Origin of the sequence: Jeotgalibaca sp. MA1X17-3, from assembly GCF_021513155.1 — a bacterium.
In the GTDB taxonomy this organism is placed as follows: domain Bacteria; phylum Bacillota; class Bacilli; order Lactobacillales; family Aerococcaceae; genus Jeotgalibaca.
Genome location: NZ_CP090983.1, coordinates 158081 through 181618, shown reverse-complemented (window position 1 = coordinate 181618; position 23538 = coordinate 158081). Strand labels below are relative to the sequence as shown.

At 35.6% G+C, this 23538-nt stretch carries 19 protein-coding genes and 1 pseudogene; 12 read left to right on the top strand and 8 right to left on the bottom strand.

Translation table 11 applies throughout. The features are described 5' to 3' along the window. Positions 1-9 precede the first annotated feature (9 nt). The 4 genes from LZ578_RS00825 to LZ578_RS00810 form a co-directional block, all read right to left on the bottom strand. Positions 10-2088, bottom strand: a complete 2079-nt coding sequence (locus tag LZ578_RS00825; protein WP_235145515.1) for a BglG family transcription antiterminator — start codon at positions 2086-2088, stop codon at positions 10-12. A gap of 100 nt (positions 2089-2188) precedes the next feature. Further along, positions 2189-3628 carry a PTS mannitol transporter subunit IICB gene (locus LZ578_RS00820; protein ID WP_311198583.1) on the bottom strand — a complete coding sequence of 480 codons (1440 nt, stop codon included), beginning with the start codon at positions 3626-3628 and terminating at the stop codon, positions 2189-2191. A gap of 218 nt (positions 3629-3846) precedes the next feature. Further along, positions 3847-4560, bottom strand: coding sequence for a glucosamine-6-phosphate deaminase (nagB, locus tag LZ578_RS00815; RefSeq protein WP_235145514.1), 714 nt, complete (start codon positions 4558-4560; stop codon positions 3847-3849). Between the two features lie 256 nt (positions 4561-4816). Beyond that, complete coding sequence (locus LZ578_RS00810) at positions 4817-5896, bottom strand: IS30 family transposase (protein WP_235145513.1); 1080 nt, start codon at positions 5894-5896, stop codon at positions 4817-4819. 454 nt (positions 5897-6350) lie between these two features. On the opposite strand from LZ578_RS00810, the gene LZ578_RS00805 reads away from it, so the two are divergent. After that, positions 6351-7466, top strand: a complete 1116-nt coding sequence (locus LZ578_RS00805; RefSeq protein WP_235145512.1) for a hypothetical protein — start codon at positions 6351-6353, stop codon at positions 7464-7466. 80 nt (positions 7467-7546) lie between these two features. Here the strand turns inward: LZ578_RS00805 and LZ578_RS00800 are convergent, their stop codons facing one another. Continuing rightward, positions 7547-8875 (bottom strand): hypothetical protein, encoded by a 1329-nt coding sequence (locus tag LZ578_RS00800; RefSeq protein WP_235145511.1) that lies wholly within the window; start codon positions 8873-8875, stop codon positions 7547-7549. A gap of 2 nt (positions 8876-8877) precedes the next feature. Next, positions 8878-9756: a helix-turn-helix domain-containing protein gene (locus LZ578_RS00795; protein WP_235145510.1), complete on the bottom strand. Its 879-nt coding sequence runs from the start codon at positions 9754-9756 to the stop codon at positions 8878-8880. A gap of 113 nt (positions 9757-9869) precedes the next feature. Here LZ578_RS00795 and LZ578_RS00790 point away from each other — a divergent pair, with 113 nt between their 5' ends. The 3 genes from LZ578_RS00790 to LZ578_RS00780 all read left to right on the top strand — a co-directional run bounded on the left by LZ578_RS00790 (position 9870) and on the right by LZ578_RS00780 (position 12075). Further along, positions 9870-10013, top strand: a complete 144-nt coding sequence (locus LZ578_RS00790; RefSeq protein WP_235145509.1) for a hypothetical protein — start codon at positions 9870-9872, stop codon at positions 10011-10013. A 102-nt stretch (positions 10014-10115) separates the two neighbouring features. Next, entirely contained in the window at positions 10116-10598 is a 483-nt protein-coding gene (locus LZ578_RS00785) for a hypothetical protein (protein WP_235145508.1), read from the top strand. Positions 10599-10731: 133 nt separating this feature from the next. After that, a complete protein-coding gene (locus LZ578_RS00780) occupies positions 10732-12075 on the top strand; it encodes a M20 family metallopeptidase (protein ID WP_235145507.1) in 1344 nt (447 codons plus the stop codon). Positions 12076-12143: 68 nt separating this feature from the next. Here LZ578_RS00780 and LZ578_RS00775 read toward each other — a convergent pair whose 3' ends face one another. Beyond that, a complete protein-coding gene (locus LZ578_RS00775; RefSeq protein ID WP_235145506.1) occupies positions 12144-12881 on the bottom strand; it encodes a hypothetical protein in 738 nt (245 codons plus the stop codon). A 264-nt stretch (positions 12882-13145) separates the two neighbouring features. Here LZ578_RS00775 and LZ578_RS00770 point away from each other — a divergent pair, with 264 nt between their 5' ends. Continuing rightward, a complete protein-coding gene (locus LZ578_RS00770) occupies positions 13146-14636 on the top strand; it encodes an alpha-amylase (RefSeq protein ID WP_235145505.1) in 1491 nt (496 codons plus the stop codon). A 77-nt stretch (positions 14637-14713) separates the two neighbouring features. On the opposite strand, the gene LZ578_RS00765 is transcribed toward LZ578_RS00770, so the two are convergent. Beyond that, positions 14714-15823, bottom strand: coding sequence for an ABC transporter ATP-binding protein (locus LZ578_RS00765; RefSeq protein WP_235145504.1), 1110 nt, complete (start codon positions 15821-15823; stop codon positions 14714-14716). Positions 15824-16071: 248 nt separating this feature from the next. Here LZ578_RS00765 and LZ578_RS00760 point away from each other — a divergent pair, with 248 nt between their 5' ends. The 7 genes and pseudogenes from LZ578_RS00760 to rlmB all read left to right on the top strand — a co-directional run bounded on the left by LZ578_RS00760 (position 16072) and on the right by rlmB (position 23534). Continuing rightward, a complete protein-coding gene (locus LZ578_RS00760) occupies positions 16072-16584 on the top strand; it encodes a dUTP diphosphatase (protein ID WP_235145503.1) in 513 nt (170 codons plus the stop codon). A 129-nt stretch (positions 16585-16713) separates the two neighbouring features. After that, entirely contained in the window at positions 16714-18096 is a 1383-nt protein-coding gene (radA, locus tag LZ578_RS00755; protein WP_235145502.1) for a DNA repair protein RadA, read from the top strand. 26 nt (positions 18097-18122) lie between these two features. Beyond that, positions 18123-19228 (top strand): annotated as a pseudogene (locus tag LZ578_RS00750) (PIN/TRAM domain-containing protein). 5 nt (positions 19229-19233) lie between these two features. Then, positions 19234-20742 carry a glutamate--tRNA ligase gene (gene gltX, locus LZ578_RS00745; protein WP_235145501.1) on the top strand — a complete coding sequence of 503 codons (1509 nt, stop codon included), beginning with the start codon at positions 19234-19236 and terminating at the stop codon, positions 20740-20742. A 130-nt stretch (positions 20743-20872) separates the two neighbouring features. After that, on the top strand, positions 20873-22288 hold the full coding sequence (gene cysS / locus LZ578_RS00740; RefSeq protein ID WP_235145500.1) for a cysteine--tRNA ligase: 1416 nt from the start codon (positions 20873-20875) through the stop codon (positions 22286-22288). Next, positions 22285-22692 (top strand): Mini-ribonuclease 3, encoded by a 408-nt coding sequence (locus LZ578_RS00735; protein ID WP_235145499.1) that lies wholly within the window; start codon positions 22285-22287, stop codon positions 22690-22692. The genes cysS and LZ578_RS00735 overlap by 4 nt, the downstream gene beginning before the upstream one ends. Continuing rightward, on the top strand, positions 22689-23534 hold the full coding sequence (gene rlmB, locus LZ578_RS00730) for a 23S rRNA (guanosine(2251)-2'-O)-methyltransferase RlmB (RefSeq protein ID WP_235145498.1): 846 nt from the start codon (positions 22689-22691) through the stop codon (positions 23532-23534). The genes LZ578_RS00735 and rlmB overlap by 4 nt, the downstream gene beginning before the upstream one ends. Positions 23535-23538 lie beyond the last annotated feature (4 nt).

Genomic DNA, 23538 nt, shown 5'->3' with positions numbered 1-23538 from the left:
ACCCTCACTTTATTTTTTTATTTTTCTTAAAAATATTTTACTTAAGTAATTACGAATTTCTTCTTTTGTACCGTTATTAAATAGCTTACTATTTTTTGAACTTGCAACAATGGACGAACTAATGGACCCTAAAATTTCTTGTGTATGTTCACTTAATGGATCTGGTCCCAACATCAATAAAATTCTATTCATTTGAATAGGCTGTTGATCAATGGCTTGAATCATGATTGGATGTGTTAATTCATAAATACCAAAGTAAGGTTTTTGTATACTTGAGTCGATGGTATGAAATAAAGCCATATTTGTTTCGGGAAGACCAATAGGTGTTAGCTCCATTCTTCTTTCTAGTTGCAATTTTACTTGCTCTGGATTATTTAAGATGGTACCTTCTAACTGTTGACTAATTTTACTTAGAATAGAACTCAATTCAGTTTCATCTGTAACTTTTATAATATCAAAGTAATCTAAAATGATATTTGCTTCACTTATTTTTTCATAAAAACCTCTGAAATCATTATCTGTATGTTCTGGTACGATATCATCTATCTTTCGCTTTATCTTCTGTCCTTTTTTAGAAGTATGTTTACGGATATAATGTTTAATACTTTTTACTTCATCTTCCATAAGTAAAGGAGTGACGACTTTGTATTCAGAGTTAAACCCCTGTAAAAAAATAGTGGAAAGGATGAGGTCATATTCTTCTACTTTAATAGTGGGTAATTGAGAAATACGAGAAATTTTTATTTCTTTTATTTCAGGAATGTTTTTCCGAAGTCGACTTTCTAGTATTTTTGCAGTTCCAACTCCACTTGAACAAATTACTAAAGCGGATAGAGTTGGTTTTTGTATATTCCTTTCATAGGAGGAAGCGAAGTGAATGACGATGTAAATGACTTCATTAGATAAGAATACCGTTTTTGGAAATATTTCTTTTAGATTTTGCTTGATGGAAAGACTGAGTTCAGGATACTCGTCATAAATTTTAGTCAGTAAAAAATTGTTACTTTCTGGCATAGGTGCTTTCGCACGATTTAAAGCAGCGGCTAAATGAGCTGTTAAATCTTTAATGAGTGTTTCATCGTGATAGAAATTCCATTTCATCTCTTCAGATACTAGACGAATCAATTTTCGAATTTTATAATCTAATTTTAAATTATAGTTTTCAGAAAATTCGCTAATTAGTTGAACGCTAAGTCCTTGGAACTGTAAAGCTAAAAAGAAAACTTCTGCCAAAGAAAAGCTTTCGATAATATCTATGGTTTGTAGATGGTTCAATATCTCTCGGCTAATTCTCGAGTTATTTTCTTGTAATTCTGATTTTATATTTTCATCGATCATTAAACTGGAGACATACTCTCCGTCCCTCATACGCTTGATTGATAAACTAAGTAAAATAACTAACCGTTGGTACTGAATATCAGTTACCTCTTTAAAATAAATGGTTGAAATATCTTTAATCGCTAGATAGGCTTGTTTGACATCATCAAAATTCAACAGCTTGAGGAAAGGGTTAGCAGAATTTTCAAATTTTTCTCTATTGTCTTCCTGATCCTTCATAAATAAGGAAAAAAAGTTGTATGAATTAATTTCGCTTGTAATCAAGCCGGTTATAATCAATCTACGATTTGTTTCTAACGCTATTGCTTTAATTCCTTTTGCTTTTTTGCGAATGATATCAATTTGGTAAGCTTCAAACAATTCTTCAATAGATTGAAGATCAGATTGGATAGTACTAATGCTAACTCCCAATTCATTAGCTAGATACTCCATTTTTACTTCGTGCTCTTCCATTAACAGTTGGATAACTAAAAGACTTTGTCTTTGCTGGACACTTAATTCGTTTGGTGATTGATTCATCTGCTGTTTCAAGTCGCTTAGGGCTGATTCTTCACCCATTAATTGATAGCCGTCAGATTCTCGGACCAATTGAAGTTGAAGAGGGGCTAAGGAACTCTCTAAGCTGGAAATTTCACGATAAATGGTTCGTTTGCTAACATTTAATTTTTTGCTTAAATAGTCAACGGTCATTCCATTTTTTTGTTCAAGTAAAATTTGAACAATATTTTTTTCCCGACTAGATAGAAACAAAGTTCCCCCTCTTTTCTAACTTCTAAATTTTATTTTTTAGTTGGTTTGGAAAAAGAAAAAAACATAGAAAAGCAGTGAATGAATCACTGCTTTTATTTTGTTAATTCTTTAATTGTTCAATAATTTCAGCATATTTAGGACTGCTTAAGAAATTATCTACAGAAACGTGTACTGCATTTGGTGCTTTTTGTTTTGCTCGTTCTGTTAGTTCTTCTTGAGTAATTACTAGCAAACCATCTTCATCTTTTAAATTGCTGATGGATGAATTGGTTACAGGCATATCTAATCCTGCATCTTGAACTTTTTTACGCATTAAAGATGCACCCATTGCACTAGAGCCCATTCCAGCATCACAAGCGAAGATAACTTTAGAAATATGCTCATCTACTGTAGAAGATGTTTCAACAACTTGTTGTGTAGATACAGAAGCAGCTTGTCCTTTAGATTGTGCTTTAGCAGCTTGTGCTTGTTCAACAGAAGCTGAGAATGTATCATCAAGATCTTCTGATTTATCTAATTTTAAAATAAACATAGCGACTAAGAAAGAAACAATTGCCCCTACTAATACGCCCATGATGACTCCAAAATAACTTCCTTTAGCGGTCATTGCTAGAACGGCAACGATTGAACCTGGAGAAGCTGCTGCTACTAAACCAGCATCCAAAATAACGTTTGTAAATGTTCCAGCTACTCCACCTGCAATTACTGCAAGGAACATAGCAGGTTTCATTAGTACATATGGGAAGTAAATTTCATGAATTCCACCAACTAGGTGAATGAAGGAAGCTCCCACAGCTGAAGATTTAGCTGCACCTTTACCAAAAAGAGTATAAGCAATTAAAAGACCAAAACCAGGTCCTGGATTTGCTTCTAATAAGAATAGAACGGATTTACCAGCAGAAGCGGCTTGTTCAATTCCAATTGGAGTTAAAATACCATGATTGATAGCATTATTTAAAAATAGAATTTTAGCAGGTTCAATGAAGATATTAGTTAATGGTAGTAAACCAGCGTTCATAATCCACTCTACACCATTTGCTAACAAGTTTGTAAGACTAGATACTGCAGGTCCTATTGCATAAAAAGCTACAATAGCTAAAATGAATCCAATAATTCCACTTGAAAAGTTATTGACAAGCATTTCCAACCCTGTTTTGATATGTTTTCCAAAAATCTCATCAAATTTCTTAATGGAATATCCGCCTAAAGGACCTAATGCCATTGCACCAATTAACATCGGCACATCTGGAGCTCCCATGATGACTCCCATTGTTGCGATTGCACCAACTACCGCTCCGCGTTGACCATAAACAGTTGATCCACCTTGATAGGCAATCAACAACGGCAATAGGAACGTTAACATTGGACCAACCATAGTAGCTAGAGATTCGTTTGGTAACCAGCCATCTGGAATGAATAAAGCTGTAATTAATCCCCAAGCAATAAATGCACCAATATTTGGCATCACCATTCCGCTTAGATAGCTTCCAAAGCGTTGAACAGTAGATTTCCCACCTTTTTTATTTGTCGCTTGTTCCATAATAAATCCTCCTCATAAATAGTGTTGTCTTAACTCACCTTTGATGATAAATGGAAATGAATACGATTACAAGACAAGTAAGTGTTAACTTTGTCAATTTTACTTTTGACAAAAGTAAATAAAGGAACTCTCTATACTTAGTATAGCTTCTTAAAAAAATTAAAGCAAAAATAGAAAAAAGAGGTGGTATACGCCACCCCATCTCTTAAATATTAATATTAATGTTTTATAGTTAGTTTGCTTGCTGCATCTTTATCAATGATTACAACAACATGATCATGATTTTGTAAGACACTTGCGGTTACATCTTCTGTTACAGGTCCTTCAATCATTTTCTGGATGGCATCTGCTTTAGACTCTCCAAAAGCCATTAAAACGATTTTCTTACTCTTCATAATAGAAGCAATACCCATTGAGATTGCTTGAGAAGGAACTTCTTCTGCACTACTGAAGTAGCGTTTGTTTGCATTAATAGTTGATTCTGTTAAGTCAACAACATGTGTAGTTACCCCAAAGTCAGTTCCAGGCTCATTAAACCCAATATGCCCATTTTGACCAATTCCTAAAATTTGAATATCAATTGGATGAGTAGCAATTACTTCATCGTATCGTTCACATTCTTTTTCAAGGTTTTCAGCTTTTCCTAAAGGTAAAAAGTTTTCTTTAAAAGGCTTGTGATTAAATAATCTATCGTGCATGAAATAATGATAACTTTGTTCGTCGCCTGCTCCCAGTCCAACGTATTCATCCAAATTAACAGAGGTCATATCAGTAAAATCTAAATCACTTTTCACTATTTCTTGATACATTGTTTCTGGAGTACTGCCAGTAGCAAGACCCAAAACTTTTACTCCATCTTCGATTCCTTTTTTAATTATTTCAAAAGCTTTTTTTCCGCCTTCAATATCATTTTCAACGTATACGATTTCCATTACAATCTCCCCTTATTCTTTTTATAGCTTATTTTTATCACAAAAAAACTGATATATCAATATTTTAATTTTTTTATTCTTCCAGATAAAAGATTAAAATATTCAAGTTTTTATTTATTTAGAAAAAAGAACCATTTATTTAGTAAAAGAAACTAGACGTAAATTTCAAGTTTAAGTTAGCCACCCATGGTGACCCGATTGCTCGCTATTATTAACGATCTTATTTTTTCTAACGGAGTGAACCCTTAACAACGTGTCAAACCGCCAACCGTTCTTGTCTGAATGCCTGGACGAACGTGTCGTGTGGCGTGGCATAACCCAAAATTTTTCGGGGGTAATCGTTCATCCAACGCTGGATTCGCAAGATTTGGTTCTCGCTCACATTGCCGATTGGGCTGCCCTTGGGGATGAAACGGCGGATTAGCTTGTGTTGGTTTTCACTGGTACCGCGCTCCCAGGAAGCATAAGGGTGGCTGAAGTAGACGTCTGCCACATCCTGCAAAGCATCGTGCAGTTCGGCAAACTCCGAGCCGTTATCCGAGGTAACCGTCTTGAACAGCTGACCGAAGTTGTCGCCAGCCCTTTCTCTTAGGCTCTGAACTGCTTGGCCGACCGATTCGGCATCCTTTCCGGCTAGCTTTAGGATGGCCTCGAAGCGTGTCTGCCGTTCCGCCAGCGTCAGCAAGACGGCATCTGACTTGATTCTGTTTCCCACAACGGTGTCGATTTCCCAATGACCAAAAGTTTTTCGTGTGCCAATCGCCTCTGGACGTTCTTCAATTGATGTCCCGAGAACACGCTTGTTGGGACGATGTCCTGTGCGTACCGCTTTGATTTTACGGGACAATTTTTCGAACAAGTCCATGTTCTTTGTTTTCATGACCCCGCGGTCAATCCATTGATAGAGAGTGGTTGTGCCAGGGATGATGGCAAAATCGAACAGCTCATATTTTTTGGCAAACCCGACCACGACGTCCGGCGACCATTTTTCATTTAACATTTTGTCATCTGCCCAGTCAATAAACGCATCGGTGTTCGCCCATTTGGGGCGTCTACCACAGTTCAGTCGTTGCTTTTCATAGAAGGCCTGTCCTGCGTCAGCGTCATAAACAGAATAGTAGGTGTCATACACTTTTTCGTTTTGCGTTTGGCGTTTTAACTGGGTGATGGTCCCGCGAGCAATCTCATTGTTTATAGTTTGCGGAACCCGTCCTAGCACCTTGGCAACCTGACGGTTGGAGTAGTTTTCTTTTTTCAGAACAGAAATTTGGCAACGTTCTGAGTAGGAGAGGTGTTTTCCCTTGCGTGAAATTGTGTTATCATGGGTTTGCGTCATGTGAATTCATCCTTGTCTATTGAGTGTTAGTGGTAACTTCAATATAACATGAAATTCACGTGGCGTTTTTTTATTTCCAAATGGCTAAGTTCATTATAAAACCCACCAAAAGAAACTAGAGAACTTTATCTTTATTTCGTTAATAAAATATATCTACCTCATCTAATGATACAGGAACATAATAAAAGAAGCATCTCAACTAATATATTTTTAATCTTAATCTCTTTTAAAAAGTTTGTTATTTTTTTTTCAAAGGTAGTCCAGCAAGTGGGATTGTATACGTTTCCTATTTTTTTAGAAAAATCTAATCAAAACGTTAAAAAAAGATGAATTAGTTTACTTCACATGATTTTTTACCTACAATAAAGGAAGAGAGAGCTTTCCTAATGAAAATATTAGAAAAGACAAATCTTACTTATAGTACTGCAAGAAGTCAATTGAAGGAGGAAACAGTATGAAACAATTAAGTAAATTTCCGAATCAAGAGCTTTTAAGTGCCGAAGGACCCTTTGTTACCTTATATCAAAAAGTGGAACTTACTCCGCCTAATACAGAGAGGGAGCAAATTAAGTTCAAAAACCAACTTAAAAAAGCACAAAACCTATTAGAGGAAGAGTGTGAGGGGCCAAATTGTCATGCATTATTGGAACAAATGGAGAAAGTACCCAATGACAAGAGTTTTTGGGCAGTAAATAAAGGAACAGTAGCGTTCTTTTTTACTCCAACTGAAACGTATTACTATAGATTAAATACAAGTATTCAAGATAGCGTTGAATTCGATGAAAGACCAAATGTCTTGCCAATGATCCAAGAGTTCCAATACATTGAAAATTACTATTTATTGTGTCTAAATTATGACAAATTTAGTTTGTATCAGGGTATGTTAAATAAAATTGAACCTGTTGAATTACCAGAAGATGCACCAACTACCATTGAAGAAGTAATGGGATATGAATATACGAACCCTCAACAAAATACGGGGGGAATAGCAGGATCTTCTAATGTACATGGAACAACAGAGCTTAGTGATGAGCGAGAAAAAGATTTGAAAAATTATTATCGTGCTATTGATACCTTTATTTTTGAAAACTATACAAGGGAAAGTCAGCTTCCGGTAATTCTTTTTGCATTAACAGAAAACCAAGCGGCTTTCCGTGATATATCAAAAAATAAAATGTTGAGCGAGGAAAGGATTGAATCCTCTCCGTCACAGTTGAATGATCAACAAATAGAAAAAGAAGTTGCTAAATTAAGCGAACGAGTGATTAAAGAACGTCACAATGCTGTTTTATCACGTTACCGTGAAACAACTCCACAATACAAATTGGGAGATCAATTACAAGACTTAGTAGTTGCAAGCATGGAAGGACGTATTGAGATCCTCTTTATAGATAAAAATATTGAAGTAAAAGGATCTATCAATGAAGATGGTATATTGGATTATGGTGGAGATAATAATTTACTGAATCAAGTTGCCTTAAGTGTGATGCAAAAAAATGGAAAAGTATATGTAGTTGAAAGAGCACAAATGCCTGAAATGAAAGATGTTGCAGCGATTTTACGATACTAATGAAACAAAAAAGGTAAGACTTCTCTTAATTGAGAAGTCTCACCTTTTTTGTATAGGGAAAATCATAAGGAAATTATTTTTCATTCTGGAAGAGTGTCTATATCTAACACTTCTTCCAATTGATTATATTGCTTTTCGTTCAACACATGACGATATTTCTCCAATATTTTCTGAGCAGATTTTTTTGTTTGTTTACTTCGATATTTTTTAATACTCTCAATCAAGGGAGTAAAACGTTCAGAGGGATAGCCCTCTTGAGAGAATTCGTAGACTTCTTGATGATTCAAGGAACTCCAGTCATCTATACTCGATATGTCATCAAACTGATTTTTTAAGGTATCAATATCTAGTACAGCTTCTAATTTTTGGTACTGATCTTCTGTTAGTAGCGTTGAGTAGGAATCTAATAAAGTAGTTGCGGACCACTCATTGAATTCATAGTTTTCTCGCTTTTTAATTGTATTTTCAATTAATTCATTAAAAACGGAAGGAGAATATCCAGTGAGGGAATATCCTTTATGAATAGGAGTGAGGATATTTTGCAATCTACCACTCGTTACAATCATAGCTGTAGAGGGTGTTTTTACGTCTCCTTTTCGATTGGAAAAGTCTATTCGAACCTCTACGCTCCCAAAGTTTTCTTGGAGAAGACTAGCAGAGTTTGATGAGATTATTTTGAACATTAGAAATGATTTCTGTTTATTTAAAATGAGTTCTAATTCTGTGCTTTCTTGAGTCAGTAGATTTAGAGAGTTATCCAAAGTAGATACAATATTTTCTACTAGAGGCAGGTTATCTTGTTCAAGAAGTGGAGAAAAAAGATTTTTCAGTTCTTCTAACTTTATTTCTAGTGTTAGCTCTGTTTCTGTTTCTGTAAATTTTTTGGAATCTAATTTTAAAAACTGTTTTTTAAATGTTCGAGCTTTTTTGCTTTGTATTTTTTTCTCCTCGCGAGAAAAATCGGATTTTTGCAAATCACGATCTTCCACTGTTATTTCATCATTTAAAAGAATGAGCCGATCTTGATGGTCTTCTTTTAGCTGATTCCATGAGTCCCAAGAAATACCGGCTGCATTTTGATCTGAGCAAGGCGAAGTAGCTTCCAGAAAAGAGTCAGCACTTAATAGAATGTTTTTATTTATAATCGTTGCATCTAAAAGCGGGAGGTTTTGTTCAAAGAAAATTATTTCTAAATGAAGTACTTGATTCTCTTTAAGCTCTTGGTCTTTTTGAAAAACAAATTGATAATGAATATCTTCCAAATCAGAAAAAGTAAGGGAGCCTTCTGCGTGATTTTGGTTGATCAGTTTAACTGTTCGATTTAAAAAGTCTTTTTGTATTTGATTCCTACAGCCTACTAGCAGAAAAAGAGTTCCTATTAATAAAAAACTTTTTAATAGTTTATTCATTTTTACTCCTTTTTTGTATAAAATTCAATTTCATTGCGTAATGCTTTTTCTAATTCTGGCTCTTCAAAAGCTCTTACCAAATTTAACCCTTTTTTTATAAAATCTACTTTACTTTTTTTATCTAAGATACGCATGATAATTCCTTTGCGTATATAAATAATGGCTAAGTAATAATAGTTTCTTTCTAATTTAAATTTTAAAATTAGTTCATTTAAATGTCCAAGTGCAAGCTCGTACTCTTTGTTTTTTATTAACAAGAGTCCTAAGTTGGACTGAATATTATTTAATAGGACTTTACTTTCCCTTGTATCATAGTTTTTTAATTGAGCAACGATTCTTTCGGCAATGTGAACAGCGCTTTCTGTAGGGAAAATGAAGAGAATAGCATTAATAAGACGAATTTCCATTAAATACCATTGATCAAATTTTTCTAGTCGATTCCATACCTTGTTTGCATAGGTGATCGCCATTTTATAATTATTTTCAATGCTGATTAATATGAGTGCTTCGCAAATGTAATAAATATCATTTAAAATGTAGTCATTTTGAGTATCTAAGTACGTCCTAATTTTTTCTTTAATCTTCGTTAAGGAAGAAGCATCGTTAAAATTTAGCAAAAAAAATTCTTCGATAATTTTTTCTCGCTCGCTGCGTACATTCTCATCTAGTAAAAAATGGAATTCTTCCTCACTAATATCAAGTCTTTTTAAAATACTAATAAATTTAAGGTAAGTAGGATCGACTTCCCCCCGCTCAATTTTAGAGTAGGTTGGTTGTCCGATGATGCCATTTGTTACAAACTTTTGTGTGTAGTTCTTACTTAAACGAACTTTCTTTAAAACTTCACCTACGGAATCCTTTTTAGAACGTTGATTTGTCATGTTTTTTGACTGGCCACCTTTCAAATATTCATATATGAATATTTTTAAAGAAAATGAAACTTATGTATTATAATAGAATTAGATTAGGTAAGATAATAAGGAGGAAGAATAAAATGAAAAAAGTTATCAGAAAAGCCAAACAATTAGTTGTAGTTGTATGTGCACTAACGTTGCTTGCTTCCCCAGTGTTTATTGGCCAAAATTTTGGACCCACTGCTTATCGTATGAGTGATGTGTGGTTAATTGGTGGTCTTTAATTCCGTTCACCTATTTCACCTTTGTTCAATTGATACGTCTAATAGCCTATACTCCTATTCTAACTGACAAAAACATAAAATAAAAGACAAAGAGGGGGGATAATGATGAGTGCCGAATATAGAGAGCCAAGTCATGAAGAGGTACAAAATCTTTATCATATTAGTGGAGAATTAAAACAGTATGAACAATCATTAGAAAATACAATAGATGAAATAAATAATATGTTACGTTCCTTAATTAAATGTGGATACTATAATCGAGTGGGCATCACCTTTCGTTGTCGTGTATATGAAACCATTCTTTTTTACCAAGCAACACGAGCAGATCTGAGTACTTTAAGTGAAGAGATATCTGCAAAGATAACAGAGGAACATATCGAACTACTGACTAATATGGCAAAAACAGCTCATAATCTAAATACATCTCTTCGATTCACTTGGAAGACGGATTCTTATCCGGAAGATTTTACTGAACAAAGATTTCTGACACTCGCGCATGTCTATAAGGAAGCAGCTAGTATGTTTAGTGATATGCAGAACTTAGAAAAAATAGCTGAAAACTTAAAAGGATCTGTTGGGAAATAAGTAATCGAATGAGAGATATGGGTACATGAGGAGGAAGCTTTTACTTTCCTCCTTTTTATAACGACCTTTTTTATGTATTCTCTTTCTTATTAATGATAAAATAGAAATAGAATAAAATTTAGGAGGACCTTTCATGAAATCATTTATACAAGAAACACATAAAAAAGAAGCAATTAAAACGTTATCTACTTTGTTATCATACCCATCCTATCTTCAAGAGCAATCAGAAGGGAATACTCCTTTCGGGCCAGATATTCAAGCAGTTTTAGAAAAAACCTTGGAAATTTGTCAGACGCTAGGACTTCGTACCCATCTTGATCCAGAAGGATACTATGGTTATGCAGAGGTTGGTGAGGGAGAAGAACTATTTGCTGTTCTTTGTCACTTAGATGTTGTTCCTCCTGGAAATTTAAGTTTATGGAATACACCACCGTTCAAAGCAACGCTACAAGAGGGTGCTATTATCGGACGTGGTGCTCAAGATGATAAAGGACCTACTGTTGCGGCGTTGTATGCTTTGAAGGCGTTAATGGACTCAGGAGAGACCTTTACGAAGAGGGTTCGTTTTATCTTTGGTGTAGATGAAGAGAATCTGTGGAGATGTTTAGAAAAATATAATGAAAAAGAAGAAAAAGCTAGTATGGGATTTGCTCCGGACTCTTCTTTCCCAGTAACGTATGCAGAAAAAGGATTACTACAAGTGAAGTTGCACAGCAAAGAGACTTCCTCATTTAAACTGAGTGCTGGAGACGCAATGAATGTGGTACCGGAAGATGCTGTTTACACGGGTGAGCTAGTGGATCAATTGATAAAAAATCTAGATGAACTTGGTTTTTCTCATGAACAAGAAGGAAATGCAGTAACCGTAAAAGGGGAATCCATTCATTCCAAAGACGCCCCCAACGGAATTAATGCAATTGTTCGACTAGCAAAAGGGTTAAATCCACTGGTCGAAAATAAAGCTCTAGCTTTTTTAAGTGAGGTTATTCAGGAAGACGCACGTGGATTGTCTATTTTTGGTGATATGCGCGACGATGCATCTGGTATTCTAACTTGTAACGCAGCAACTCTCTCCATTGGTGAAGAAGAAACGACAATTGGGTTAGATATACGTTATCCAGTTACAATTGCTAAAGAGGTAGTGGTAGAAAATCTCATGAAAGCTGTAAAAACAGGTGGACTAGAATATGAAGAGTATGACTTTATTGCACCTCTTTATGTCCCAACAGATACCCCGCTTGTAAAAAACTTAATGGCTGTTTATCAAGAAAAAACAGGAGATAACAAAGAGCCAATGGTTTCTGGAGGAGCAACCTATGCTCGCACGATGGAGAATTGTGTAGCATTTGGAGCGCAAATGCCTAATGCAGAAGCAACTTTGCATGGTCCAAATGAACGCATGCTAGTAGAACATATTTATCAAGCAATGGATATTTATGCAGAAGCTCTCTATAGATTGACTTGTAAAGAAGATTAAATAAAAATAGCAAGGAAAGCTGAGTGGATAGACAGCTTTTCCTTGCTATTTTTATTTAAAATGAATGGTTAATGACTTTCGATAAAAGTTTGTAGTTTTTTAAGATAATTTTGTTTATGAACTAGGTTGTAATTGGAAAATACACTATTTATTTCTTGTATCGTTGTTTGCTGACCTTGTTTAACTTCTGTTTTGTAAGAAAATGAAACGAGACGGTGATCACTTCTATTTAAAGTAATAGAAACATCATAATATGTATGGGATACAGGAAACTCCTCCAATAGACTACTAACCCTATGATTGATTTCAGAATCTACTCCAGAATAATCAATTAAAAAATCGCTATCAGACTCAATCCAAGTACCTTTCTCAGCAAATATTTCACTAAGCTCTATAAAAGTCTCATAAGGATATATTTCTATAGAAGTAAAGACGGGCTCTACCGTTGCAGAAGAAACCCATTCTTTGTTATTTTTTTGACTGAAAGCAATTTCTTTTGAAGCATACATGTTTAAAATAACGGGTGTTCTATCTTTATTTTTAATAATATGTGTACCATAAGCAATAGAATTAGTTGGGTAAAGAGTAGCTTCGGTAATAGAATAGGACTCTTCGGTTTCAGAGATACCGGTTTCTTTTGTAGTTTGAACTTCAGTTTTTAAAGTAACAGTTTGGTGGTAACTATCCACATCATGAGAAATCATCAGGGTATTTTTTGAAGAGTAGTTGGTTGCCAAAACTTGCTGGCAACCGGATAAAAGAACAACAGTTGGTAATAAAAAGGATAATAGCCGTTTACATTTCAATAGTTTTTGCCTCACTTTGCAACATCGTTATATTCATTCTACCGAAGAAATAGCCATTTGCAAAGGACTTTCTAAATTTTATATAAAAGAATAGATGTTATTTTAAAATAGTTTGACACAATTTAGTAGAAAGCTTATATAGAGGTGCTCAAAAGGGTTCCTAAGATACTAAAAAAGAAAAATACGGTATAATAAGGTATCTGAACCCGTAATTCATGATTATTTGTATGTACATTTGGTTTTATCAAAGGAGCGTGCAGTCTAATGGCTGAAAATGGATTAATGATGCAATACTTCGAGTGGAATATGCCTAATGATGGACAATTATGGAATCAACTTAAAGAAGATGCTTCCCATCTGAAAGAAATGGGAGTATCAGCAGTTTGGCTTCCGCCTGCTTATAAGGCAGCGAGTCAAGATGATGTAGGGTATGCACCTTATGATTTATATGACTTAGGAGAGTTTGATCAAAAGGGAACCATCCGCACCAAGTATGGTACAAAAGAGGAATATCTAGCAGCAATTGATGCTCTTCATGAACAGGGGATGTACGTGTATGCGGATGTGGTTTTAAATCATAAAGGTGGAGCGGATGAAACAGAACGTTTTGAAGCCTATGAAGTCAATCCAGAAAATCGACAAGAAAAAATATCGGAATCCTATGAAATAGAGGGATGGACAAAATTCACTTTCCCTGGACGAAAAGATATGTACTCTGATTTTAAGTGGCATTGGTACCATTTTACGGGAACGGACCTTGATAATAAAACAGAAAAGAAAGCTATTTTTATGATTAAAGGCTTAAACAAAGGCTGGAGTGACAACGAAAATGTTGATGATGAGTTTGGAAATTATGATTACTTAATGTATGCAGATGTAGATTATGCTAATCCGGAAGTAGTAGAAGAAATTAAGAAGTGGAGTCAGTGGTATGTGAAAGAAGCGAAACTAGATGGATTTCGTCTAGATGCAATTAAACATATCGATCGAAACTTTCTGGAAGATCTTGTAAACGAAATACGAGAGAATAATCATCCTGATTTCTTTGTAGTAGGGGAATATTGGAAAAATAATATTCAATCCTTGAAAGATTATTTAGAACAAACTGACTATACATTTGATTTATTTGATGTAGGTCTTCACTTTAATTTTTATTTTGCATCGGAACAAGGAATAGATTATGATTTAAGGAATCTTTTTGACGATGCTATGATTTCAAAAAAATCTGTACATGCGGTGACGTTTGTAGATAACCATGATTCTCAACCAGGTCAAGCATTAGAATCATACGTGGATGAATGGTTTAAGCCGCTGGCATATGCATTTATACTTCTTCGAGTAGAAGGGTTTCCTTGTTTATTTTATGGAGATTATTATGGTATTTCTGGTGAAAAACCAATCGAAGGAATGCAAGATATCATTGATCCTTTGCTTTATCTAAGACGGAACCATGCATATGGAGAACAAAAAAATTACTTTGATCATGGTAGTTGTGTAGGTTGGACTCGTTTGGGAGATGAAGAACATCCGTATGGATTGGCTGCAATTATGTCCAATGGTGAAGAAGGATTTAAGGAAATGTATGTTGGAGAGCAATATGCTGGCCAAAACTTTGCTGATTTTACTGGGAATAGAGAAAATAAAGTAGAAATTGATGAAAATGGCTGCGGATGGTTTAATGTAAATGCTGGTTCAGTCTCTGTATGGGTGCTGGATGACATTACCGAACAGCAAGCCTTTCAAGAAAAAGAATAAATAAAAAGGCACTCCATTTTGGGAGTGCCTTTTTTGGGTGGAGGATCTGTATATAGTAAGAAAATAGGGTAAGTAGACTAAGGAATTGTAATGACTTCTTCTGTCTTTATATCGAAGTAGTGAGATTTATTCAAGTTGAAAGCTAACTCGATTGTACTGCCAGGTTTATGGTAGTCACGCGAGTCAACACGAGAGATAAACTCTGTGTCACCCGTTCTAGTATATAGCATTGTTTCAGCACCTAACAGTTCAGAAACAACTACTTCAGCTAAAACGGTTGAATTTGGATTTGCATCGATTACTACTTGCTCACTCTGGATGTCTTCTGGGCGAATTCCAAAAACAAGTTCTTTGCCGTTGTATCCTTTTGCTTCTAAAGATTTACGTTTTCCTTCTGGAATCGTTAATTTAAGACCTTTTTCATCAGTGATAACACCATCTTGAAGAGTTACTGTGAAAAAGTTCATTGCAGGTGATCCAATAAATCCAGCTACAAATAAGTTTACCGGTGTATCATATACTTCTTTTGGACTACCAATTTGTTGAATAAAGCCATCACGTAAGATAACAATACGGTCTGCCATTGTCATTGCTTCTGTTTGGTCATGTGTTACGTAAATAGTAGTAGTTTCTAGACGACGGTGAAGTTTAGCAATTTCTGCACGCATTGCTACACGCAATTTTGCATCCAAGTTAGACAAAGGCTCATCCATTAAGAATACTTTTGCATCACGAACAATCGCACGACCTAAAGCGACACGTTGGCGTTGTCCACCAGATAGTGCAGCTGGTTTACGATCCAAATATTCAACCAATCCAAGAATCTCAGCGGCATTATCTACTCGTTTTCTGATTTCTTCTTTTTTATACTTACGTAATTTTAAACCAAATGCCATGTTATCAAAAACAGTCATATGTGGATAAAGTGCGTAGTTCTGGAAAACCATTGCAATGTCGCGGTCTTTAGGAGCAACGTCGTTCATAACGGTTTCGCCGATCTTCAATTCACCTTCTGAAATATCTTCCAAACCAGCAATCATTCGTAAAGTAGTGGATTTTCCACAACCAGATGGTCCAACAAACACGATGAATTCACGATCTTTAATGTGTAAGTTAAAATCTGTTACGGAATAGCTATCAGCATTATCATACATTTTATAAATATTATTTAATTCTATATCTACCATTTTTTATTACCATCCTTTTAGGAGAATATTTGTTTTTGTTTACAACACCTATGATAAATGAAAGCGGATTATATGGCTATGTCAAACTGAATGAAAATGAAAGCCCTTTTTTGTGCAAAGTGCCGAAAGGTGAGAAAAGAAATTTATTATCGTTTAAAATGAAAGATTCATCGTTCCTTCGTATTTTTTCAATGATTCTCTGATATAATTATGCTATCTATTGAATAAAAAGGGGATGGAAGGTCGATATGAAGACAAGAGGATTTGAAAGAATTAGTATTTATCAAGAAGAAGAAATAACTATACCGAAAAGAGCAACACGTCATTCTGCTGGATATGACTTTGAAGCAGCACAAGATATGACATTACCAAGCATTTGGAAAACGTTATTTAAGCATGATCGAGAGGGTTCTAGCAAAGGGATTACTCCTATCTTAGTACCTACCGGTATCAAAGCCTATATGAAAGATGACGAATATTTACAACTAACCAATCGTTCTAGTAATCCTTTGAAACACTTTTTAGTTTTGCCAAATGGAGTAGGGATTGTGGATGCTGATTATTATAATAATCCTGCAAATGAAGGAGAAATCTTTTTTCAATTATTAAATTTCGGTCTACGCGATAAAACAATCAAAAAAGGAGATCGAATTGGACAAGGGATTTTTCTGAAATTTTTAAAGGCAGACGAGGATGACGGAGGAACAAAAGACAGAGCGGGAGGTTTTGGAAGTTCTGACAAGAAAAAAGAAAATATTTAAGTGTATTTATTAAAAAAATAAGAGACATGATACGGATGTTTGCGGTTTTTATGCTAAAATAGCAATAAGCATCTACTTTTTTTAAAAGAGGAAAAAATTTAAAATGTTTATGTATAAGGAGAAAAATGAATGGCAAAAAAGAAGACGGTAAAATATGTCTGCCAAGCCTGTGGATACGAATCTCCGAAGTGGTTGGGGAAGTGTCCCAACTGTGGTGGTTGGAATCAAATGGAAGAAGAAAAAGAGGCCTCTCTGGCGTTAAAGCATCAGCCACGTGCAAATTTCACGGGTCAAACTGCTGAAGCGGTACCCATTCAAGATATTCATATTGAAAATATTCCTCGAATTGAAACAGATATGGGAGAGGTTAATCACGTTTTAGGTGGAGGAATTGTACCAGGATCTTTGATTTTAATTGGTGGTGATCCTGGAATTGGGAAATCAACTTTGCTCTTACAAGTATCTGCACAAATTAATAATAAAGGTTTACTAGTCCTCTATGTTACAGGTGAAGAAAGTTCCAATCAAATTAAGTTACGTGCAGAACGTTTGGGTGTTAAAGGAAATGATTTTTATATTTATCCAGAGACAGATATAGATTCCATCTCACAAACGATCCAGAAATTAAAGCCGGAACTGGTTGTGATTGACTCTATTCAAACGATGCTAAAAGCAGATAATGATAGTGCTGCAGGAAGTGTTTCTCAAGTAAGAGAAACCACACAGGAATTTATGCGAATCGCAAAATCTAATAATATCGCTATTTTTTTAGTAGGACATGTGACAAAAGAAGGGGCTATCGCAGGACCACGTATGTTAGAGCATATGGTGGATACGGTCCTTTACTTTGAAGGAGATCGTCATCACTCTTTTCGAATTTTAAGAGCTGTAAAAAATCGGTTTGGGTCTACAAATGAGATCGGCGTCTTTGATATGGTAGAAGGCGGATTGAAAGAAGTAACGAATCCATCTGAAATGTTTCTAGAAGAGCGATTGGCCGGTGCATCTGGTTCGGCTGTAGTAGCTTCCATGGAGGGGACAAGGCCCATATTGGCTGAAATCCAATGTTTAATTACTCCAACCGTCTTTGGAACGGCACGAAGAACAGCAAGTGGATTAGATTATAATCGTGTGTCATTAATTATGGCCGTCTTAGAAAAACGGGCAGGATTGTTATTGCAGAATCAAGATGCATACTTTAAGTCAACTGGTGGAGTAAAATTAGACGAGCCTGCTATTGACTTAGCGATTGCAACGAGTATTGCTTCCAGTTATTGGGATACTGAAACGTCGCCAAGAGAATGCTTTATTGGTGAAATTGGCTTAACGGGTGAGATTCGTCGTGTAAATCGAATAGAACAACGCGTAAATGAAGCTGAAAAATTAGGATTTAAAAAAATCTATGTACCTAAAAATAACTTAACAGGTTGGAAACATCCAGAAGGAATTGAGTTAATTGGAGTTTCTACTGTTTCAGAGACACTCCGTAAAGTTTTTCCAAAGAAAGCGTAAAAAACAAGTAGAAAGGAGTGAAAACTTTGAAGAAAAAAATAATTTTAGCTATTTTTTTGATTGTTGGAGGAAGTGTTGGGATTAATCTCATGCCTTATTTGTGGCAGATGGTGGAACTTAATAACTCTGCTTTTGATAATGTATTTGTTAATTTTGGTATTGGTGCACTTATTTTCTTTTTACTTTCCTTACTTACAACCAACTTCATACTAGAGCTTATGCAAAAGATTGAAATGTATTTTAATAAACAATCTGCAACATTTTTACTATTTGGGTCTGTTGGAATTATCATCGGCTTAGTTTTAGCTTGGTTGGTTGAATTCCGTTAGCAGCAATGAATATTTTAATTATTAGTAATGTAGTTCCAGCTATTTTATCTTTACTATTAGCCTATTTAGGGTTTTATATTGGAACCTCTCGTACAGAAGAATTTAAAAAACTTTTTTCAGGGAGAAGCCGCAAACAGGAAGAAGCTCAATTGCTAGATCGAAAAGCAGATACTTTTTTCCGAAAATATAAAATTTTAGATACGAGCGTAATTATTGATGGCCGAATTTATGATATTGCGAAGACTGGATTTTTAGAAGGTGTTATTGTCATTCCTAATTTTGTTTTGAGAGAATTACAATATATTGCAGACTCTTCCGACAGTTTAAAACGAGTTCGTGGAAGAAGAGGGTTAGATATTTTAAATAGTCTTCAAAAAGAAGAAATGATTCCCGTTGAAAGCTATGAAGGAGAGTTTGAAGAAATTCCGGAAGTAGATAGTAAACTGATTCGCCTAGCGAAGTTAATTGATGGAGTCATCATTACGAATGATTATAATTTAAATAAGGTTAGTGAATTTCAGAATGTACCTGTTTTGAACATTAATGAATTAGCTAATGCAGTTAAACCGGTTGTTATTCCAGGCGAAAATATGACCGTTACGGTAGTAAAAGTTGGTACAGAACGCAATCAGGGAGTTGCTTATCTGGATGATGGGACTATGATTGTAGTAGAAGACGGACAACATTATATGAATAAAACGCTAGATGTAGTCGTTACAAGTGCTTTACAGACTGCAGCAGGTCGAATGATTTTTGCAAAACCTGTTCACTCACAAAAAGGAATTAAAGATAGAGAAAAATAAAAATCATGACACACAACCAAAAAGGAGTAATTTATAATGGCAAAAAAATTAGAGTACGTTACGCACCAAGTCCAACGGGACATCTTCATATAGGGAACGCACGTACAGCGCTTTTCAACTACCTATTCGCTCGTCACAATGATGGAGATTTTATTATTCGCATCGAAGATACCGACCAAAAACGGAATCTAGAACACGGAGAAGAAAGTCAATTAGAAAATCTAAAATGGCTTGGAATTGACTGGGATGAAGGTCCTGATAAGGAAGGCGAATATGGTCCGTACCGTCAATCAGAACGAAATGACATTTATAATTCGATGGTGGACCAATTGATTCTTTCCAATCGTGCATATAAATGCTACTGCACGCAAGAAGAGTTAGAAACAGAACGAGAACAACAGCGTTCTCGTGGAGAGATGCCTCATTACGGTGGACGTTGTGCACATTTGACACCATCTCAACAATCAGAAATGGAAGCAGAAGGAAGAGAAGCTGCTATTCGTTTCCGTGTTAATAAAGATAGTACCTATTCTTTTAATGATATTGTGAAAGGCCCGATTACTTTTGAAGCAAGTAGTGTAGGGGGAGACTTTATCATTAAAAAGCGTGATGGATACCCGACTTACAACTTTGCAGTAGTAGTGGATGATCACTTGATGAAGATTACTCATGTTCTTCGTGGAGATGACCACATTGCAAATACTCCAAAACAGATGATGATTTATGAAGCATTAGAATGGAAGACACCTGAGTTTGGTCACATGACGTTGATTATTAACAGTGAAACAGGTAAAAAATTAAGCAAACGTGATGAAAGTATTTTGCAATTCATCGGTCAATATAGAGATTTAGGGTACTTACCGGAAGCAATGTTCAACTTCATTACTTTACTAGGTTGGTCACCAGTTGGAGAAGAAGAAATTTTCAATAAAGAAGACCTAATAAAAATGTTTGATCCAGAGCGACTAAGTAAATCACCAGCCGCTTTTGATGAGAAAAAACTAGAATGGTTAAATAACCACTACATGAAAGAAAAATCATTAGAAGAAATTGTTCCAATGGCTACTCATCATCTAGTAGAGGCGGGTAGAATTTCTGCTGACCCATCTGAAGAAACCAAACAATGGGTTGAAAAGCTGGTTTCTCTTTACCAAGAACAAATGAGCTATGCTGCTGAAATTGTTGAACTTTCAGAAATGTTTTTCATAGACAAAGAATTAGATTTGGATGAAACAGAAAAAGAGATTCTTTCTGGTGAAACCGTACCGGTTGTCTTAGAAGCTTTCCAAGAGAAAATCCCTACTATTGAGCCATTTGAATCAGCTACTATCATGGCTGCTATTAAAGAAGTTCAAAAAGAAACAAAAATAAAAGGGAAAAACTTGTTTATGCCAATCCGCATTGCCATTAGTGGTGAAATGCATGGTCCAGAGATTGGAAAAACCATCGAATTACTTGGAAAAGAAAAAAGTTTGAACCACTTACAAAATGTTTTAAAAAATATTAAAAAATAAAAACGCTTTTGAAATGGATTGCGGACTCTTTCTATGTGGAGGTAGGTTTCTTTTACAAAATTTGTGAAAGGAGGTCTTCTTCACTCAGGAATGAGTCCGCAACTGTTTAAGAAGCAGAAAGGAGCGAAGGATGATTCGGATTTATAACACTCTAACTCGTGAAAAAGAAGTCTTTAAGCCAATTGAAGAAGGTAAGGTGAAGATGTACGTTTGCGGACCAACCGTATACAACTATATTCACATCGGAAATTCTAGAAGTACCGTTGCTTTCGATACGGTTAGACGGTATTTTGAATACCGTAGATATGAAGTGAACTATGTTTCTAACTTTACGGATGTGGATGATAAGATTATCCGGACAGCTAAAGAAATGAAGCTTTCTCCTCAAGAAGTTGCAGATAAATTTATCGAGGCATTCCATGAAGATACAGATGCATTAGGAGTAAAGAAGGCTACCTTGCATCCGCGTGTAATGGAAAACATTCCCGATATCATTTCTTTTATTGAGGTTTTGATTCATAAAGGATATGCGTATGCGTCAGATGGAGATGTTTATTACCGCACAGAAAAATTCGAAAATTATGGAAAACTGAGCGATCAGTCCATCAAAGACTTATGGGTAGGTGCTAGTGAACGGCTAGAAGAATCTGAAAATGTCAAAAAGGAAAACCCTTTGGACTTTGCTCTTTGGAAAGAAGCTAAAGAAGAAGAGATTTCTTGGGAATCACCGTGGGGCAATGGTCGTCCCGGTTGGCATATTGAATGTTCTGTGATGGCTACAAAATATTTGGGAGATACAATTGATATTCATGGAGGGGGTCATGATTTGACTTTCCCACACCATGAAAATGAGATTGCTCAAAGTGAGGCTAAGACAGGAGAGCCATTTGCACATTACTGGATGCATAATGGATTCGTAACGATGGGTGAGTCCAGTGAAAAAATGAGTAAATCATTAGGGAATTTTGTACTCGTTCATGATATTTTGAAACAAGTTGATCCGCAAGTCCTTCGTTTCTTCTTAGCTACAGCTCATTATCGTCGCCCAATCAAATTTAGTAAACAAGCAGTCGATGAAGCAAGTATTAATTTAGATCGAATCAAGACGGCCTTTCAAAATGCTGAATACCGTCAAACGGATGCAGATTCTTCCTTAGAGATAGATGGAAGAGACTTACAGGTTTTTGAAGAACTAGAAATCCAGTTTCGAAAAGAAATGGATGATGATTTTCAAGCAGATAATGCCATGAGTGTCATCTATCAATTTATCAAAGAACTCAATTTATATACCGAAAGAGAAACCGTTTCTCGGACTGTTCTGGAAGAAGCAATGGGAATTTTGGAAAATCTTATGGGTGTTTTTGGAATTACCTTAATGGAGACGGAAGATATTCTGGAGAGTGACATCCAAGCTTTGATTGATGAACGCAATCAAGCACGTAAAGATAAAAACTTTATGCGAAGTGATGAGATCCGTGATTTCTTAAAAGAACAAGGTATTATTTTGGATGACACGCCGCAAGGAACTAGGTGGAGAAAAGTATGACAGATGACAAAAATTGGTCACTATTAAACGGGTTAGCCCTTGCTTATATTGGGGATGCAGCCTATGAAGTATTTATTCGGGAACATCTTTTAAAAAAAGGGTTTACGAAGCCCAATGACCTCCATCGCAAAGCAACCTACTACGTTTCAGCTAAAGCTCAAGCGGTATTGATGCAAAAGATGTTGAGAAAAGAAGAATTTCTAACTGAAGAAGAGTTGTTAATCTATAAAAGAGGAAGAAATGCAAAAAGTCACACAACTGCAAAAAACGCAGATGTGACTACATACCGTATATCAACTGGCTTTGAAGCGATGATGGGATATCTACATCTATCCAAACAACGAGAACGCCTGGAAGAAATAGTTCACTGGTGTATGGCTACAGTGGAGGAAGAAGGATTATGAAAAATAATAAGAACAAACCAAGAAAAAATGAATCAAAACGAGACTACAAACCAAGAGAATCTGAGCAACGAAAACCTAAACAAAGAGAAGAAATCGATAGACCAGAACAAAAAGATGACTTTGTAATTGGAAAGCATGCGGTTTTAGAAACTTTGAAGTCAGATCGAGATATCAATAAGCTATTTCTTCAAGAAGGAATCGGCGGCGGTAAAATTGGTGAAATTCTTGAGGCTGCAAAAGAACGTCGGATTCAGATTCAAAATGTACCGAAAGCAAAATTAGATTTATTATCAGATAATGGAGTTCACCAAGGAGTCATGGTGGCGACGGCTGCCTATCAATATGCTACTTTGAATGACTTATTTGAAGTTGCAAAAGAAAAAGGAGAAGATCCTTTTTTCTTAATTTTAGATGGAATAGAAGATCCACATAATCTTGGATCTATTTTACGAACTGCAGATGCAAGTGGCTGTCATGGGATCATCATTCCCAAACGTCGCGCAGTTGGCTTAACTGGAACAGTAGCGAAAGCTTCTACCGGTGCCATTGAACACGTTCCAGTAGTACGCGTTACAAACTTGAGTCAAACAATCACAGATCTGAAAGAAAAAGGCGTTTGGATTTATGCAACGGATATGAAGGGGCAAGATTATGCTGAATGGGATGCAACCTTACCGTTGGCGTTGATTATTGGTAATGAAGGAAAAGGGATTTCCCGATTATTAAAAGAATCAGCAGATGGCCTGTTAACCATTCCGATGGTTGGAACGGTCCAAAGTTTAAATGCTGGTGTAGCTGCTGGTTTGATGATGTACGAAGTTTTGCGAAAAAGAAGAGTTTAAAAAT